Raw genomic sequence first — 16,556 nt, 5'->3', positions numbered from 1 at the left:
GTCATCGCTCCGTCGCCAGTTCGAAGTGCACGATTCCCTGCCCGCCGCCGGGATCGTCGCGCTCGTCGTGCACGACCTCGCCGAGCGACCGCCAGAAGGCCTCGGCGCCGGGCACGGCGGGATCGGTGTGCAGATATACGGCGCGGTAGCCGCCGTCGGCCGCGGCGAACGCGAGGAGTCCGGCGACGAGGTCCCGGGCGAGACCGCGCCGGCGGTGCGCGGGGCGGACGTAGACGCGGCGCAGTTGCGCGGTCTCGCCGGAGGGGTAGCGCGCGGCGAGGTCGCGCGGGTTCGGCGGGTGGACGGGTCCACGGGAGTCGAGCGCGGCGGTGGCGACGACCTGGGCCTCGGCCGGGTCGAGTGCCACGAGGAGGGTGTGGCGGGGCGGGGCGAGGTAGGCGGCGGCCGGGTCGATGATGTCGGCGTGCCAGCGGGGCACATAGCCGGTGGCGAAGTCGCGGTAGACGGTGTCGAGCATCACGGCACGCGCACCGTCGACGTCGTCCGGGCCCGCCACTCTGATGCAGTAGTCAAGCACTTGCACATCATATGCATTAAGACTCCCACTCTTGATCACCCTCGTGATCGCTCTCGATTTGACAGCCCCGCGGCCGACCCCTAAAACCTAGCCACATGACATTCATTTTCAAAACCGCGAAAGCGGCGGACCGGTAGTGCGCGTCGCGTTCGTCGGCAAGGGCGGCAGCGGAAAGACCACGCTGTCGGCCCTCTTCGCCCGCCACCTGGCCCGCTCCGGCGCCCCCGTGCTCGCCATCGACGGCGACATCAACCAGCACCTGGCCGAGGCCCTGGCCCCCGGCACCGAACCGGTCACCGCCCCACCCCTGGCCGACCGCCTGACCGAGCTCAAGGACTTCCTGCGCGGCACCAACCCGCGCATCGCCTCCCCCGAGACCATGATCAAGACCACCCCGCCGGGGCGCGGCTCACGCCTGCTGCGTCTGCTCGGCGACGACGAGGTGCACGCCCGGCACGTGGTCCGGGCGGGTGGCGTACCGCTGATGGCGACGGGCGAGTTCGCGGAGAGCGACCTCGGGGTGGCCTGCTACCACTCCAAACTCGGCGCGGTGGAGCTGTACTTGAACCACCTCGTCGACACCCCCGGCGAGTACGTGGTGGTCGACATGACGGCGGGCGCCGACGCCTTCGCCTCCGGCCTGTTCACCCGCTTCGACCTCACCGTCCTGGTGGCCGAACCCACCCGCAAGGGCGTCTCCGTCTACCGCCAGTACCGGGACCACGCACGGGAGTTCGGGATCCGGCTCGCCGTGATCGGCAACAAGGTGACCGGCGAGGACGACCTGCTCTTCCTCAAACAGGAGGTGGGCGACGACCTGTTGACCCACCTGGTCCACTCCCCCGCCGTCCGAGCCGCCGAACAGGGCTGCGCGCAGGGCGAGTTGGAGCCGCACAACGTGCATGCCCTGCGTCTGCTGCGCGAGGCCGTGGACTCCTGCTCCCGGGACTGGCCGGCGCTGCACCGCCACGCCGTCGAGTTCCATCTGCGCAACGCGCGGGCCTGGGCTGACCGGGCGACGGGCCTGGACCTGGCCGCCCAGGTGGACCCGAACTACGTACCGGGCCCGCCGGTACTGACCTGACGACCGCCCCACCCCGCTTCACCCCGCCCCAACCCTTCCGACAACCCGACAGGACACCCCTTTTCATGTCTCTCGACGTCTCCCCGAAGCTCCTCGCCGAAGCCGAGCACGGCACCCTCCGCGAGGCGGACTTCGTGGACACGGTCCGCACGTCCCTGCCGTACGCCTACGACCTCGTCGCGGGCCTCGCCGCCGAACTCCACGACGGCACGGCGGAGTTCACCGACAACCAGACCCCGCCGCCGTCCGAGAAGGAACGCGGCCAGCTGCTGCGGGCGCTGGCCAGCGACGCGATCCGGGGCAGCCTGGAGCGCCACTTCGGGGTGGCCCTGGCCTTCCAGAACTGCCACCGGGTGGCGGCGTTCCGGCCGACGGCGCGGGACGGTGAGACGTATGCCAGGTTCACTTCACTGCGGTCCCAAGTGCTGAACCAGTCACCGGAGTTCAGGGACTGCTGACGGGCAGCACCAGCTCGACGAACCGCTCGGCGTCGTCCAGCCACGGCGTGTGTCCGGCGCCGGGCTGGATCACGAACTCGGCGTTCGGGAACAGTTCCGCGTACTGGGCCATCACGTGCGGCGGAGCGGAGATGTCGAACTCCCCGGCGAGAACGCGCACCGGGGAGGTGAAGCCGGCCAGCGCCTCGCGGGTGTCGGCCGGGCCGAAGGCGCCCTCGGCGGCGTAGAGGGCCGCCGCCTCCGCGTTCTTCTCCTTCTCGTCGGCCTCCTCGAAGGCACGTGCCGTCTCGTCCCAACGGGCGTGGGCGAAGGGCGAGATGGCCTGCCAGGAGTCAGGCGTCGCCCGGCCGGCGGTGATCTCCTCCAGAGCGGCGAACGCGGGTCCGAACCACGGTTCGGACCCGCGCAGCCGCGCGACCTGGAGCCGGTCCTCGGCCGTGATCTGGATGCCGACCGCGTAGACACTGGGGGTGACCAGGGTCAGCCGGGAGACGCGGTCCGGGTGCCGGGCCGCGTACAGCGCGGCCAGGTTCGCGCCGGCCGAGTGCGCGAGCAGGCCGATCCGGTCCAGGCCCAGGTGCTCGCGCAGCGCCTCGACATCGTCCACCAGGCGGTCGCAGCGGTACGACGCCGGGTCTCTGGGCACCTCCGACGCGCCCGTGCCCCGGAGGTCCAGCCGGATCAGCCGCCGGTGGGCGGTCAGGCCGCCGAGGGTGCCGAGGTAGGCCGAGTCCCGCATCGGTCCGCCGGGCAGACAGACCAGGGGCGGGCCGTCGCCGGAGGCGTGCGCGGCGAGACGGGTTCCGTCGGATGCGGTGAAGGTCGGCATGGGCGTGAGCGTGTCAGGGGGCCGGATGTGCGGCAACCGAATTCCCGGGCACGGCCCGGCGCCCGCGTGCGGCGAACGGGCCGGTCCGGTTCCGCGCTCCGGACCGGCCCAGCTCTCACTTCTCCTGTTCCACCCGCACCCAGTCCACCTCCGCCTGCACTCCCCCGGCCGCGACCTTGTCGGCGCTCGACTGCGGCAGGCCCCAGTACGGCGTGGTCACCTGGTTCCAGCCGGCCGGATAGGCGCCGCCCAGCGCGAGGTTGAGAATGACGTACTGGTTGTGGTCGAAGACCCATTGGCCGCGCGTCGATTCGAGTTTGTTGCGGGTGGTCTCCTGGACGAGGTTGTCGTCGACGTGGAAGCGCATCGCGGTCGGCGTCCATTCGACGGCGTACGTGTGCCACTGGTCGGCGGTGCCGCCGTTCGGGCAGGTCTGGCGGGCGCCGATGTTGCCGTCGGCGGAGTAGCCGGGGCCGTGCAGCGAGGTGCTCGTCCAGTTCGCGCAGCCGATGTTCTCCATGATGTCGGTCTCGCCGGAGGCCGGCCAGGAGACCGACGGGTTGTCGACGTTGCTGCCGAGCAGCCGGAAGGCGGGCCAGAATCCGTCGCCGACCGGGAGTTTCATGCGGGCGCTGACCTTGCCGTGGGTGAAGTCGAACCTGGTGTTGGTGTCGATGCGGCCCGACGTGAAGTCGTAGGTGCCGCCGCCGGCCTGGGTGCAGCCCTTGCAGTACTTTGCCGCGAGGATCAACTCACCGTTCTGTGTACGGACGTTGTCCGTCGAGTCGACGTACGCCTGGGACTCGCCGTTGACCGGGCCCATCTCCGTGCCGGTCCGCACGACCCGCCACTTGGAGCGGTCCAGGGCGGCGGAGGTGAAGTCGTCGAAGAACGTCGTCCGGTACGTGCCCGACTGGTCGCCGGGGAGGGCCGGGCAGTCGGCGGACGCGTTGCCGCCGGTGCCCCAGACCTGGAACTCGTAGAGCGAGTAGCCGTAGGGCGTGGCGCGTTCCAGGCCGCGCAGGCGGATGTAACGGCCCGTCACCTCCTGGGGGTAGGTGCTCGTGGTGACCGGGCCGCCGGTGCCCGCCGTCTCCGTGCAGAACGGCGGCCAGTCCGTGCCGTTCTACGAGATCTCCAGGACGTATCTCTTGCCGTAGGCCGCCTCCCAGTCGAGGGTGACGCGGTCGACGCGGAGGGTGGTGCCGAGGTCGAGGCGGATCCAGGCGTCGTCGGCGAAGTTGCTGGACCAGCGGGTGGCGCCGTCGCCGTCGAAGGCGAGGCCGGGAGCGGTGCCGGCGTTCTCGCTGCCGGAGGCGGTGACGGCGGCCGGGTTCGCGGCGTAGGCGGCGGCCGCGCGGTCGGTGTCCCAGGTCGCCGCGGCGGCGACCTGCGGGGCGGGGGCGGCGAGGGCCGGGGTGGCGACGAGCAGGGCCAGCGCGGTGAGCGCCGTGAGCAGGGTGCGGGTAGGCATGCGGGTCTCCTTGAGGGCGGATCTCCTTCGGGGGCGCTCATGCTGACGTGCGCATGACATTGATGGGATCGGCGGGGCCGAGGGGACTCATGGGGCCAACAGGGTTGATGGTGCCCCGGTGGGCGCGGGCTCCCCCGCCCGCACCCACCGGGGCGGTCTCGGTCAGGCCGCGCGCCGGGCCCGGCTGCGGTGGTCGCGGATGATGTCCGCGTACCGGTGGCCGGAGCCCTTGATCGTGCGGACCTGGGTGTCGTAGTCCACGTGGACCAGTCCGAACCGCTTCTCGTAGCCGTACGCCCACTCGAAGTTGTCGAGCAGCGACCAGGCGAAGTACCCGGCCAGCGGGGCGCCCTTGCGGGCCGCCGAGGCGCAGGCGGCGAGGTGCTGGACCAGGTAGTCCTGGCGCTCCGGGTCGTCGACGGTGCCGTCGGGGCGTACGACGTCGGGGAACGAGGAGCCGTTCTCGGTGACGTAGATCCGGCGCGGGTCGTACTCCTCGGTGAGGCGGAGCAGCAGGGTCTCGATGCCGGAGGCGTCGATCTCCCAGTCCATGCCGGTGCGCGGGACGCCGAGGCGGCGCACGGCGCGGGTGAAGGGGGCCGGGCCGGTGGGGTCGTCGGCGACGGTCGCCGGGAAGTAGTAGTTCAGGCCGAGCCAGTCCAGCGGCGCGGCGATCGTCGCCAAGTCGCCGGGCTGTTCCGGGAGTTCGACGCCGTACGTCTCGACCATGTCGGCCGGGAAGCCGCGGCCGTGCACCGGGTCGAGCCACCAGCGGTTGACGTGGCCGTCCTGTCGGCGGGCGGCCTGCACGTCCTCGTCGCGGTCGCTGGCGGGGTACACCGTGGAGAGGTTGTTGACGATGCCGACCCGGGCGTTCGGGGCGGCGGCGCGGATCGCCTGCGCGGCGAGGCCGTGGCCGAGGAGCAGGTGGTAGGAGGCGCGGACGGCCGCGGTCAGATCGGTCCAACCCGGGGCCATCTTGCCTTCGAGGTGGCCGATCCAGGCCGAGCAGGAGGGCTCGTTGAGGGTCGCCCAGTGGGTGACGCGGTCGCCGAGGCGTTCGGCGACGACCGAGGCGTACGCGGCGAAGTGCTCGGCGGTCGCGCGCTCGGGCCAGCCGCCCCGGTCCTGGAGCGCCTGCGGCAGGTCCCAGTGGTAGAGGGTGACGGACGGGGTGATGCCCGCTTCCAGGAGTCCGTCCACCAACTCGTCGTAGAACGCGAGGCCCTTGGGGTTGACCGGGCCGTCGCCGCCGGGGAGCACCCGGGGCCAGGCGATCGACAACCGGTAGGCGTTGGCGCCCAGTCGGCGCATCAGGCCGATGTCCTCGCGCCAGCGGTGGTAGTGGTCGCAGGCGACGTCGCCGTTGTCGTCGTTGTCGATCTTTCCGGGGGTGTGCGAGAAGGTGTCCCAGATCGACGGCGCGCGTCCGTCCTCGGCGACGGCTCCCTCGATCTGGTACGCCGCGGTGGCCGTGCCCCACAGGAAGTCGTGCGGAAGTGCGGCGAAGTCGATGGTCACTGAAGTCCCTTTACGGTCAGCGGAGTTGGTCGGGTCGGTCACTTGACGGCGCCCGCCGTCAGCCCGGCGACGAGATAGCGCTGCAGCAGCAGGAAGCCGGCGACCACGGGCACGCTGACGACCAGCGAGGCGGCCATGATCTGGTTCCAGTACACGTCGTTGAGCGTGGAGTAGCCCTGGAGTCCGACGGCCAGCGTTCGGGTGGCGTCGTTGGTCATCACGGAGGCGAAGAGGACCTCGCCCCACGCGGTCATGAAGGCGTAGACGGCGACCGCGACGATGCCGGGGATCGCGGCCGGTACGACGACCCGCAGCAGCGCGCCGAGCGGACCGCAGCCGTCCACCAGCGCCGCCTCGTCCAGGTCCTTGGGGACGGAGTCGAAGTAGCCGATCAGCATCCAGATGGAGAAGGGCAGCGAGAAGGTCAGATACGTCAGGATCAGGCCGCCGCGCGAGCCGAACAGGGCGATGCCCGTGGCGTTGCCGATGTTGACGTAGAGGAGGAACAGCGGGAGCAGGAAGAGGATGCCCGGGAACATCTGCGTCGACAGGACGGTGACCGTGAAGACGCGCTTGCCTCGGAACTCGTAGCGGCTGACGGCGTACGCGGCGAAGACCGCGATCACCACCGAGCAGACCGTCGCGGCGACGGACACGATCAGCGAGTTCATGAAGTACTTCGCGAGCGGGACCGTCGACCAGATGTCGATGTACGGGCGGACGGTGAGCCCGCTCGGCAGCCAGCGGAACCTGCCCGTGACGTCCGAGAGCGGTTTCAGGGAGCTGGAGAGCATGACGTACACCGGCACCAGGACGAAGCCGGTGAGCAGGGTGAGGAAGATCCGCCGCGACCAGATGAAGGAGCGGGGCGGGGCCATGGGCGAGGTGGGGCTAGACATCGGCGGTTTTCCGTCCGCGTGAGGTGAACACGAGATACACGCCGGTGACGACGAGCAGGAACAGGAGCAGCAGGACCGACATCGCCGAGCCGGTGCCGAAGTTCCAGGTGACGAACGACGCCTGGTAGATGTGCACCGAGATGAGGTCCGCGGACTCGGGAGCCGACCTGCCGAAGAGGACGTACGGCGTGTTGAAGTCGTTGAACGTCCACAGGAACAGCACCAGGACCAGCACCTGGTTGACCGGGCGCAGTGACGGCAGGGTGATGCGGCCGATCTGCTGCAACCGGCCCGCGCCGTCGATCGAGGCCGCCTCGTACAGCTCCTTGGGGATGTTCTGCAGGCCGGCCATCACGATGAGGAAGGCGAACGGCCAGCCCTTCCAGACCGACACGATCAGCAGCGCGTAGAAGCTGTTGTCGCCGATCAGCCAGAACGACGGCTTGTCGGTGAGGTGCAGCTGGTCGTGCAGGACGTGGTTCACCAGGCCGTTGTCGTGCTGGAACATGAACACCCAGGTGATGACGGCCGCGTAGACCGGCAGCGCGTACGGGATGAGAAAGAGCGCTCTCAGAAAGCCGCGGCCGCGGAAGGTGTCCTGCATGCAGATCGCGGCGACCGTGCCGATCAGCCAGCAGAGGCCGACCGACAGCAGGGTGAAGCCGACGGTGACGAAGAAGGAGTGGAGCAGCGCCTTGCCGACCGGGGCGCTGAAGTCCACCGACACCTTGTAGTTGTCGAGGCCGGACCAGGGCGCGGTGCCCCAGTCGCGGATGTAGAACTGGGTGAGCTCCTTGAAGCTCATGACGATGCCGATGACCATCGGCACCAGGTGGACCAGGAGTTCGAGGATCAGGGCCGGCAGGAGCAGCAGATAGGGCAGTCCGATGCGGCGGATCCGTTCGCCGCGCCGCCGGCGCGGGCCGGGGGCCGCCGGGTCGGAAGGGTTCTTCCGCACGACGGCCTCCGGGGTGACAGTGCTCGTCACAGTCGCACTCACTTCGCCGGCATCTGCTGCTGGGCCTTTTCGAGCTCCGCCTTGACGGAGGCGGTGGTGACCGCGCGTCCGGCGGCGGCGTCGGCGAACAGGTTCTTGACGGCCGTGCCGACCGCCGTCTCGAACTGCGACTCGTCGGCGACCTGCGGCAGCGCGGCGGCGCTGGTGGCGAGGGTGTTCTTCAGGACGGCGTTCGCGGGGGTGTTGAACGCGGTGTCCGTCTGCGCGGTCTTCACCGGCGGGATGGAACTGTAGGCGGTGTTGAGGATCTTCTGCTCGGCGTCGCTCGTCATGAACTTCACGAACTTGGTGGAGCCGTCGAGGTTGTCGGTGTTCTTGAAGACGGCGAGGTTGATGCCGGCCACCATCGAGTCGACCTGCGTGCCGGTGCCGGGGGTGCCGGACTGCACGGGTATCGGGGCGATGCCGTAGGCGCTGTCGCTCATGCCCTGCGACTTGAGGTTGGCGGACGCGGACTGCCACATCAGCATCGCCGTCCTGCCCTTGGCGAAGTCGCTGACGGACTGGTTCTGCGCGTACTCGGCGTTGCCGACCGGGATGACCTTGTCCTTGGCCATCAGGTCGACGTACTGCTTGACGGCGGCCACGACTCCGTCGTTGGTGAAGTCGGCCCTGCCGTCGGCGGTGAAGAAGTCGGCGCCGTGCTGCTTGGCGAAGACGAAGGTGTGGTGGATGTTCTCGGAGACGTTGGCGCCCTCGGCGCCGAGGACCTGCTTGCCCTTCGCCTGGATCTTCTTCCCGTCGGCCACCAACTCGGCCCAGGTGGCCGGGGGTTGGGAGATGCCCGCGTCGGCGAAGATCTGCTTGTTGTAGTAGAGCGCGTACGCCATCGAGTACAGCGGGACGGCGGCCGGATCCTTGCCGGTGGCACCGGTCGAGCCGAGCGCGGAGTCCACGAAGCGGTCCTTGCCGCCGATCTTCGCGAAGTTGGCGGCGTTCCACGGCAGGAAGGCGCCGGTGGCCTGGAGCGAGGCGCTCCAGGTATTGCCTATGTTCAGGACGTCGGGGCCCTGGCCCGAAGTCGTCGCGGTCAGGATGCGGTTGAGCAGGTCGGACCAGGGCACGACCTCCAGCTTCACCGTGATGCCGGTCTGCTTCTTGAACTTGTCGAGCTCGGGCTGCAGGACCTTCTTGTCGATCGCGATGCTGGCGCCCTGGTTGGAGGCCCAGTAGGTGAGCGTCTTGGGCGAGTCGTTGGATCCCCCACTCGTGGACGAACCGCCTCCGCAGGCCGTGGCCGCCAGGGCGATTGACATGGTGACGGCGCCTACGGCCGCGGCTCGGATGCTGCGCATACTCCGGGTGTCCCTTCAGGGAATGCACTCACGACTTAATTTAGGACGTGAGTTAAACCTCGGAAGACAGAGGCGTCAAGAGTTTGGACGCCACTCGTCGAACTCGGTCGTACCTCTTGACGGCCGCGTTCACGGAGCTGAAGCATTCCCCCGCGAGAGAGCGCTCCCAACCCCACCGGCGTTCATTTCATGAACAAGGAGAGCCGCCTTATGTCCTCAGTGCGACGCAGAACCGTTCTCGGCGCGGCAGCGGCCGCCTCGGCGCTGGCCGGCCTGCCCACCGCCGCCTCCGCCGCCACCTCCACCCCCACCGCGGTGACACCGCGCGCCCTGCCCGGCGGTGGCGACCTCGGTCCGAACGTCATCGTCTTCGACCCGTCGACGGCCGGCATCCAGGCCAGACTGGACCAGGTCTTCGCCCAGCAGGAGACGGCCCAGTTCGGCACCGGCCGCTACGCCTTCTTCTTCAAGCCCGGCGCCTACTCCGGGCTCAACGCCCAGCTCGGCTTCTACACCTCGATCGCGGGCCTCGGCCTCTCCCCCGACGACACCACCATCAACGGTGACGTCACGGTCGACGCGGGCTGGTTCAACGGCAACGCCACCCAGAACTTCTGGCGTTCGGCGGAGAACCTCGCGCTCGTCCCCGTCAGCGGAACCAACAGGTGGGCCGTGGCTCAGGCGGCCCCCTTCCGTCGTATGCACGTGCGCGGCAACCTCAACCTCGCGCCCAACGGCTACGGTTGGGCCAGCGGCGGCTACATCGCCGACAGCCGGATCGACGGCCAGGTCCAGCCCTACTCGCAGCAGCAGTGGTACACCCGCGACAGTGTGATCGGCAGCTGGCTCAACGGCGTCTGGAACATGGTCTTCTCCGGTGTGCAGGGCGCCCCCGCGCAGAGCTTCCCGAACCCGGTGTACACCACCCTCGCCACGACACCCGTCTCCCGCGAGAAGCCCTTCCTCTACCTCAACGGCACCGAGTACCGCGTCTTCCTCCCCGAGAAGCGCACCAACGCGAGTGGCGTGACCTGGGGCAACGGCACCCCGCGCGGCACCTCGCTGTCGCTGTCCCAGTTCTACGTCGCGAAGCCGGGCGTCACGGCCGCCACCCTCAACCAGGCGCTCACGCAGGGACTTCACCTCCTGCTGACGCCGGGCATCTACCACCTCGACCAGCCGATCCAGGTGAACCGGGCCAACACCGTCGTCCTGGGCCTGGGCTACGCAACTCTCGTCCCCGACAACGGAGTTACAGCTCTCAAGACGGCCGACGTCGACGGCGTACGGCTGGCCGGGTTCCTGATCGACGCGGGCACGGTCAACTCCAACACCCTGCTGGAGGTGGGCCCTTCGGGCACGACGACGGACCACTCCGCCAACCCGACCACCGTCCAGGACGTGTTCGTCCGCATCGGCGGCGCGGGCGCGGGCAGGGCCACCACCAGCATGGTCATCAACAACCGGCACACCATCGTCGACCACACCTGGCTCTGGCGCGCCGACCACGGCACCGGCACCGGCTGGGACACCAACCGGGCCGACTACGGCCTCGTCGTCAACGGCGCCGACGTGCTGACCACCGGCCTGTTCGTCGAACACTTCAACAAGTACGACGTGCAGTGGAACGGCGAGCGGGGCCGCACGATCTTCTTCCAGAACGAGAAGGCGTACGACGCCCCGAACCAGGCGGCCGTCCAGAACGGCTCGATCAAGGGATACGCGGCCTACAAGGTCGCCGACGGCGTGACCGTGCACGAGGGCTGGGGCCTGGGCAGTTACTGCTACTACAACGTCGACCCGACGATCGTGCAGCACAACGGCTTCGCCGCGCCGAACCGGTCGGGCGTGAAGTTCCACGACCTGCTGGTGGTCTCGCTCGGCGGACAGGGCCAGTACGAACACGTCATCAACGAGACGGGGGCGGCGACCTCGGGCACGTCGACGGTCCCGTCCACCGTGGTGTCCTACCCCTGAGGTCGTGGTGGGTGCGGGCCGGAGCTCCCCCTCCGGTCCGCACCCGCCACCGTCACACCCTTGGCGTGATCTCCGCCATCGGCGACCAACCCCCGCCCTCCGTCTCGACGTGGATGATGTCGGGCGTCGCGGCGACGACGTCCGGCATCCACGCGATGGCCGCCTTGAAGTGCTCGGAGCCGACATGGGCGGCGCCGGCCTCCGGGGAGGCGAACGCCTCCAGCAGCACGAAGCGGTTGGGGTCGACCGCGTCGACCGACCACTCGAAGAACAGATTGCCTGGCTCGGCCCGGGTCGCCGCGGTGAACTCGGCGACCCGGTCGAGCCATTCGTCGCGGTACTCGGGGCGGACGGGGAACCGTACGGCGATGAGGATCATGCGATGCTCCAAGAATGTCGGGACGGCACGCGGAAACGTGCCGTCCCGAGCGTGCCTCCCACAGACAGGCGGCGGGAGGTGCCCCACCGTGGACACCTCCCCTACGGGGACGGGCACCGAGTGGTTCACTGCCGCGCCCGGCGCCGGCCTGGGCGAGGAACGTCCCTCGGACCCCGACCCCGACCCCGTCTCCGACTGCCGCTGCCGCTGCCGCTGCCGCTGCCGCGCAACCGCCCCGCGCGGACGGCGAGTTCACCCCGGGCACGCCTTTCCGAGCCCTGGGAACGGGAAGCGGGAGGCGCCCCGCACGGAGACGCCTCCCGCCCGTACGCCCCTACCGGGCCACCGCCGCCCCACCCGGCACCCGCGCGTACCCCGTCGGCCGGGCCGTGAACGTGCCCCGGCCCTGGGTGCGGCTGCGCAACCTCGTCGCGTAGCCGAAGAGTTCGGCCAGCGGCACGGTCGCCGTGACGAGCGCGGAGCCCGTGCGGGTCGTCGAGCCGGTGACCCGGCCGCGGCGGGCGGCCAGGTCGCCGAGGACGCCGCCGACCGAGTCCTCGGGCACGGTGACCGTGACCTCGGCGACCGGTTCGAGGAGGACCGACTCGCAGGCGCGCAGGGCCTCGCGCAGGCCGAGCCGGCCGGCCGTGCGGAACGCCTGCTCCGAGGAGTCCTTCACATGGGTCGCCCCGTCGGTCAGCGTGACGCGCAGCCCGGTCACCGGGAATCCGCCGACCGGTCCCTCGGCGAGGGCGTCACGGCAGCCGGCCTCCACCGAGCGGACGTAATCCTGCGGTACCCGCCCGCCGACGACCGCCGAGCGGAAGTCGAAGCCCGAGCCGGTGTCGTCGAGCGGTTCCACGTCCAGTACGACGTGCGCGAACTGTCCCGAGCCGCCGTCCTGTTTGACGTGCCGGAACACGAATCCGGACACCCCGCGCACCACGGTCTCCCGACAGGCCACCCGGGGACGGCCCACGTCGACCTCGACCCCGGTGGCCAGGCGGATCTTCTCCACCGCGACCTCCAGGTGCAGTTCGCCCATGCCGGACAGGACCGTCTGGCCGGTCTCGGCGTCGGTGCGCACGACCAGCGAGGGGTCCTCCTCGGCGAGCCGGGCGAGGGCCGCCGCCAGCCGTTCGGTGTCGGTGCCGCGGCGTGCCTCGACCGCCGCGGACACCACCGGGTCGGCGACCGCGGGCGGTTCGAGGACGAGCGGGGCGTCGGGCGCGCACAGGGTCGAGCCGGCGCGCACGGACTTGAGTCCGGCCACGGCGACGATGTCCCCGGCGACCGCCCGCTCCAGCCGTTCGTGCCGGTCGGCCTGCACCCGCAGGATGCGCCCGATCCGCTCGGTGCGCCGTGCGCCCGGATCCCACACCGTGTCCCCTCTCTCGATCGCGCCCGAATAGATCCGCAGATACGTCAGCCGTCCGGTCCCCGCCGCACTCACCTTGAACGCCAGTGCGGAGAGGGGTGCTTGAGGGTCGGCGGGCCGCTCCTGTTCACCGCCGTCGTACGTTCCCCGTACCGGGGGCACGTCCAGCGGCGAGGGCAGATACGCCACCACGGCGTCCAGCAGCGGTTCGATGCCCCGGTTGCGGTAGGCCGAGCCGCACAGCACGACCACACCGTCGCCGGTGCGGGTCAGGTCGCGCAGTGCCGTGCTCAACGTCCCTGCGGACAGGGTGGATTCGGCGCAGAACTCCTCCAGCGCGCCCGGATGCAGTTCCGCCACCGCCTCCTCCAGCAGCCGTCGGCGCCGCCGCGCCTCCGCCGACAGGCCCTCCGGCACCGGGACTTCGGCCGCCGGTCCGTCCGTGTCCGGCCACACCAGCGCCCGTAGACGCAGCAGGTCGACGACTCCGGTGAAGCCGTCCTCCGTGCCGATCGGCAACTGCACCACCAACGGCGCCGGATGGAGCCGTTCGCGGATGGAGGCGACGGCCGTGTCGAGGTCGGCGCCCGCGCGGTCCAGCTTGTTGACGAAGGCGATGCGCGGCACGCCGTACCGGTCGGCCTGGCGCCACACCGACTCGCTCTGCGGCTCCACGCCCGCGACGGCGTCGAACACGGCGATCGCGCCGTCGAGGACGCGCAGCGAGCGCTCCACCTCGTCGGCGAAGTCGACGTGTCCCGGCGTGTCGATCAGGTTGACGCGGTGTCCGTCCCAGGCGCAGCCGACGGCCGCGGCGAAGATGGTGATGCCGCGGTCGCGTTCCTGGGGGTCGAAGTCGGTGACGGTGGTGCCGTCGTGGACCTCGCCGCGCTTGTGCGTGGTGCCGGTGAGGTAGAGGAACCGCTCGGTGACGGTGGTCTTGCCGGCGTCGACGTGGGCGAGGATGCCCAGGTTGCGGACGGCGGTGAGCGGGTTGGTGACAGGGCGTTCGGTGCGCACGGCCCGTGGCCTTTCGAGAGTGATTCCGTGCAGGGCGGCGCGATTCCCGTACGAGGAAAGAGAGTTGACGTGTAGTCAGATAGTCAGACGCTCGTCACGGGTGTCCGGTACCGGCCGCGCGGCGGGTACCGGAGGGACGAGGACAGGAGGATCACTGCGGTGCGGTCACGCACGGCGGGCTCCCCTCACTCGTCAACGGTCGTGGCGAGTGTAGAGAAGCCCGGATCGGTGGGGCACCTGATTTATCAGGGGCGGGCGGTCAGGCGCAGGTGGGTACTCCGTCGAGCCAGGCCGGGCCCTTGATGTAGATGTTGGTCATTCAGGCCCTGTAGTCGGGCAGATAGGCCCAGGCGTCGTTGGTGTAGCCGTCGGAGGTGACGACCTCGGCGTGCTTCTGGCACTCGACGCGGACGGTGGTCGAGTCCGGGAAGGCGTAGACGCGGCCGGCACCGACGGAGGGGGCCGTCTTGGTCCAGACGCCGGTGCCCCAGGTCTGGAAGACATGCCCGGTGACGGCACCTGTTCACCGCGCGTACGAAGCCTTGCGTGCGGGCCGCGCGAGCTGAGCTCTCGCGACCGCACGATCGGCTCGCCTACTGGTCGGGGGCGTTGGGGCGGGCGAGGCCGAGGTCGTAGGCGAGGATCACGGCCTGGATGCGGTCGCGGGCGCCGACCTTCGCCAGGACGCGGCCTACGTGGGTCTTCACCGTGGACTCGGAGACGAAGAGGCGCTCGGCGATCTCGCCGTTGGTCCAGCCCTGGCCGATGGCGAGCAGGATCTCGCGCTCGCGTTCGGTGAGGGAGCGGATGCGGGGGTCGTCCGTCGCCGGGGCCGCCACAGGGCCCTCCGGTGAGCGTTTCGGCAGGTGCTGGGCGTAGGCGTCGAGCAGGCGGCGGGTGAGGGCGGGGGCGATGACGGCGTCTCCGGAGGCCACCGCGCGGATGCCGGCGAGGAGTTCCTCGGGGTGGGCGTCCTTGAGGAGGAAGCCGCTGGCTCCTGCGCGCAGCGCCTCGTGGGCGTACTCGTCGAGGTCGAAGGTGGTGAGGATCAGGACGCGGGAGCGGTCGCCCGCCGCGACGACCCGGCGGGTGGCCTCGATGCCGTCCATGCCGGGCATCCGTACGTCCATCAGGATCACGTCGGGGCGCAGTTCGGCGGCCATCCGCACCGCCTCGCCGCCGTGCCCGGCCTCGCCGACCACCTCGGTGTCGGGGTTGGCCTCCAACAGCATGCGGAATCCGAGGCGTTGGAGGGGCTGGTCGTCCACAATGAGCACGGTCGTCATGCCGCTCCCTCGATCACGTCGAGCGGGGTGAGGTCGAGGGTGGCCCGTACCGTCCAGCCGCCGCCGGGGGCGGGGCCCGCGGTGACGGTGCCGTGGTAGAGGGCGGCGCGTTCTCTCATGCCGGCGAGTCCGTGTCCTTGGTCGTGGCTCGGTGCGGGCCCTGCGGTGGCCGTGCCCGGGCCGGTGTCGTGGCAGTCGATGTGCACACGGGTGTCCTCGACGTTCACCGTCAGCTCGACACGCGTGTCGTGGCCCGCGTGCTTGAGGGCGTTGGTGAGGGCCTCCTGCACGATGCGGTAGACGGTGAGCTGGACCCCTCGGTCCAGGGCCGCCGGTTCGCCGCCGGTGCGGTACACGACCTGGGGACCGGCCGCGCGGATCCGGGCGCACAGGGCGTCGAGATCGGCGACACCCGGCTGGGGGCTGAGTTCGGGGGCGTCCGGGGTGGGGCTCTGCACGCGCAACACGCCCAGCATGCGCCGGAGTTCACCGAGCGCCTGGCGTCCGGTGTCGCCGATGAGGAGCAGCGCCTGCTTTCCGCGTTCGGGGGCGAGGTCGGTGGCGTAGGCGCCGCCGTCGGCGAGCGTGATGATGACGGAGAGGTTGTGGCCGATGATGTCGTGCATCTCCCGTGCCACACGGGTGCGTTCGGCGGCGGCGGCGAGCTTGGACCGCTGGTCTCGCTCTACCTCAAGGCGGGCCGCGCGGTCGCGCAGCACGGCGAGCTGGGCGCGCCGGATACGGACCACGAACCCGAGCGCGACGGCTGCGGTGATGGTGCTGAACAGGACGAACAGCGCGTCGAGGACCGGCACTTGGGACGGCAGCCGGAGGGCGAAGAGACCCAGGGCGGCGAGGGTGACGGCGCAGGCGGCGGGCAGTCTGCGCAACTGCCCGTGCAGGACCAGGCTGTAGAGGGAGATCAGCAGGGCGACATCCGCGCGCAGCCAGACCCCCAGCCCGGCCTGGACGAAGAAGACGGCGGCGATCAGCGCGAAGGCCAGGGTCGGCCTACGGCGCCGCCACAGCAGCGGCAGCACCAGACCCAGCTGAAGGGCGATGGTCGCCGGCCAGGGCAGGTGGATGAAGCTGTTGTCGAAGCCGCGCCGCCGGCCGTCGTCGCCGTCCAGCATGTCCGGCAGACAGAACATCAGCACGACCAGGACGATCAGAGCCGTGTCCAGCACCCAGGGGTGGCGCCGGTCGCCCTGTTTGATCCGGCGGCCGAACCGGGACATTCCGCCGGCCACGGGGTGGCTCCACGGGAGGTCCGTCTCCGCGAACAGCACGTGGGCGGGGTCGTCGGGGCTCATCGGTGTCACTGGTCCGGGTTCATGGAGGTCACCTGTCCATTGTGGGGCCGCGCACCGATGCGGCATCCGACCCTTGAGCAGGCCGGA

General features: G+C 70.4%; 13 protein-coding genes and 2 pseudogenes. 3 read left to right on the top strand and 12 right to left on the bottom strand.

Translation table 11 applies throughout. From position 1 onward, the window contains the following. Position 1: 1 nt before the first annotated feature. Positions 2 to 538, bottom strand: coding sequence for a GNAT family N-acetyltransferase (locus AB0I51_RS28360; protein ID WP_362979826.1), 537 nt, complete (start codon positions 536 to 538; stop codon positions 2 to 4). A 136-nt stretch (positions 539 to 674) separates the two neighbouring features. Between AB0I51_RS28360 and AB0I51_RS28355 the strand changes: the two genes are divergently transcribed. Next, a complete protein-coding gene (locus AB0I51_RS28355; protein ID WP_362979824.1) occupies positions 675 to 1,622 on the top strand; it encodes an ATP-binding protein in 948 nt (315 codons plus the stop codon). 65 nt (positions 1,623 to 1,687) lie between these two features. Next, complete coding sequence (locus AB0I51_RS28350) at positions 1,688 to 2,080, top strand: SCO5389 family protein (RefSeq protein WP_362979821.1); 393 nt, start codon at positions 1,688 to 1,690, stop codon at positions 2,078 to 2,080. Here AB0I51_RS28350 and AB0I51_RS28345 read toward each other — a convergent pair. The 6 genes and pseudogenes from AB0I51_RS28345 to AB0I51_RS28320 all read right to left on the bottom strand — a co-directional run bounded on the left by AB0I51_RS28345 (position 2,067) and on the right by AB0I51_RS28320 (position 9,116). Continuing rightward, a complete protein-coding gene (locus AB0I51_RS28345; protein WP_362979819.1) occupies positions 2,067 to 2,909 on the bottom strand; it encodes an alpha/beta hydrolase in 843 nt (280 codons plus the stop codon). The genes AB0I51_RS28350 and AB0I51_RS28345 overlap by 14 nt on opposite strands. 115 nt (positions 2,910 to 3,024) lie before the next feature. After that, positions 3,025 to 4,383: pseudogene (locus AB0I51_RS28340) on the bottom strand (family 16 glycosylhydrolase). A gap of 162 nt (positions 4,384 to 4,545) precedes the next feature. Then, positions 4,546 to 5,904, bottom strand: coding sequence for a GH1 family beta-glucosidase (locus AB0I51_RS28335; protein ID WP_362979817.1), 1,359 nt, complete (start codon positions 5,902 to 5,904; stop codon positions 4,546 to 4,548). Between the two features lie 38 nt (positions 5,905 to 5,942). Further along, a complete protein-coding gene (locus AB0I51_RS28330; protein ID WP_362979815.1) occupies positions 5,943 to 6,803 on the bottom strand; it encodes a carbohydrate ABC transporter permease in 861 nt (286 codons plus the stop codon). Then, positions 6,796 to 7,791: a sugar ABC transporter permease gene (locus tag AB0I51_RS28325; protein WP_362979813.1), complete on the bottom strand. Its 996-nt coding sequence runs from the start codon at positions 7,789 to 7,791 to the stop codon at positions 6,796 to 6,798. Before AB0I51_RS28325 ends, AB0I51_RS28330 begins: the two co-directional genes overlap by 8 nt. A gap of 8 nt (positions 7,792 to 7,799) precedes the next feature. After that, the gene (locus AB0I51_RS28320; RefSeq protein ID WP_362979811.1) at positions 7,800 to 9,116 is read right to left on the bottom strand and encodes a sugar ABC transporter substrate-binding protein; all 1,317 of its coding nucleotides are present in this window, start codon (positions 9,114 to 9,116) and stop codon (positions 7,800 to 7,802) included. Positions 9,117 to 9,326: 210 nt separating this feature from the next. Here AB0I51_RS28320 and AB0I51_RS28315 point away from each other — a divergent pair, with 210 nt between their 5' ends. Next, the gene (locus AB0I51_RS28315; protein ID WP_362979810.1) at positions 9,327 to 11,093 is read left to right on the top strand and encodes a coagulation factor 5/8 type domain-containing protein; all 1,767 of its coding nucleotides are present in this window, start codon (positions 9,327 to 9,329) and stop codon (positions 11,091 to 11,093) included. 52 nt (positions 11,094 to 11,145) lie between these two features. On the opposite strand, the gene AB0I51_RS28310 is transcribed toward AB0I51_RS28315, so the two are convergent. The 5 genes and pseudogenes from AB0I51_RS28310 to AB0I51_RS28290 all read right to left on the bottom strand — a co-directional run bounded on the left by AB0I51_RS28310 (position 11,146) and on the right by AB0I51_RS28290 (position 16,469). Next, positions 11,146 to 11,472, bottom strand: coding sequence for a putative quinol monooxygenase (locus AB0I51_RS28310; RefSeq protein WP_362979808.1), 327 nt, complete (start codon positions 11,470 to 11,472; stop codon positions 11,146 to 11,148). 334 nt (positions 11,473 to 11,806) lie between these two features. Beyond that, positions 11,807 to 13,870, bottom strand: coding sequence for an elongation factor G (fusA, locus tag AB0I51_RS28305; RefSeq protein WP_362979806.1), 2,064 nt, complete (start codon positions 13,868 to 13,870; stop codon positions 11,807 to 11,809). A 319-nt stretch (positions 13,871 to 14,189) separates the two neighbouring features. After that, positions 14,190 to 14,393: pseudogene (locus AB0I51_RS28300) on the bottom strand (hypothetical protein); the annotation flags it as partial. A 70-nt stretch (positions 14,394 to 14,463) separates the two neighbouring features. Beyond that, entirely contained in the window at positions 14,464 to 15,156 is a 693-nt protein-coding gene (locus tag AB0I51_RS28295; protein ID WP_362979804.1) for a response regulator transcription factor, read from the bottom strand. Then, positions 15,153 to 16,469, bottom strand: a complete 1,317-nt coding sequence (locus tag AB0I51_RS28290) for a sensor histidine kinase (protein ID WP_362979802.1) — start codon at positions 16,467 to 16,469, stop codon at positions 15,153 to 15,155. The genes AB0I51_RS28295 and AB0I51_RS28290 overlap by 4 nt, the downstream gene beginning before the upstream one ends. Positions 16,470 to 16,556 lie beyond the last annotated feature (87 nt).

The sequence above is a fragment of the Streptomyces sp. NPDC050549 genome (assembly GCF_040655035.1).
Taxonomy (GTDB): Bacteria; Actinomycetota; Actinomycetes; order Streptomycetales; family Streptomycetaceae; genus Streptomyces.
Note: the sequence above shows the minus strand (reverse complement) of the source record. Positions and strands in the feature narration are given on the sequence as shown.

Coding starts and splice junctions, on each gene's coding strand:
- AB0I51_RS28345 (WP_362979819.1), bottom strand. CDS start 2,909: ATGCCGACCTTCACCGCATCCGACGGAACCCGTCTCGCCGCGCACGCC.
- AB0I51_RS28320 (WP_362979811.1), bottom strand. CDS start 9,116: ATGCGCAGCATCCGAGCCGCGGCCGTAGGCGCCGTCACCATGTCAATC.
- AB0I51_RS28330 (WP_362979815.1), bottom strand. CDS start 6,803: ATGTCTAGCCCCACCTCGCCCATGGCCCCGCCCCGCTCCTTCATCTGG.
- AB0I51_RS28350 (WP_362979821.1), top strand. CDS start 1,688: ATGTCTCTCGACGTCTCCCCGAAGCTCCTCGCCGAAGCCGAGCACGGC.
- AB0I51_RS28315 (WP_362979810.1), top strand. CDS start 9,327: ATGTCCTCAGTGCGACGCAGAACCGTTCTCGGCGCGGCAGCGGCCGCC.
- AB0I51_RS28295 (WP_362979804.1), bottom strand. CDS start 15,156: ATGACGACCGTGCTCATTGTGGACGACCAGCCCCTCCAACGCCTCGGA.
- AB0I51_RS28290 (WP_362979802.1), bottom strand. CDS start 16,469: ATGAGCCCCGACGACCCCGCCCACGTGCTGTTCGCGGAGACGGACCTC.
- AB0I51_RS28310 (WP_362979808.1), bottom strand. CDS start 11,472: ATGATCCTCATCGCCGTACGGTTCCCCGTCCGCCCCGAGTACCGCGAC.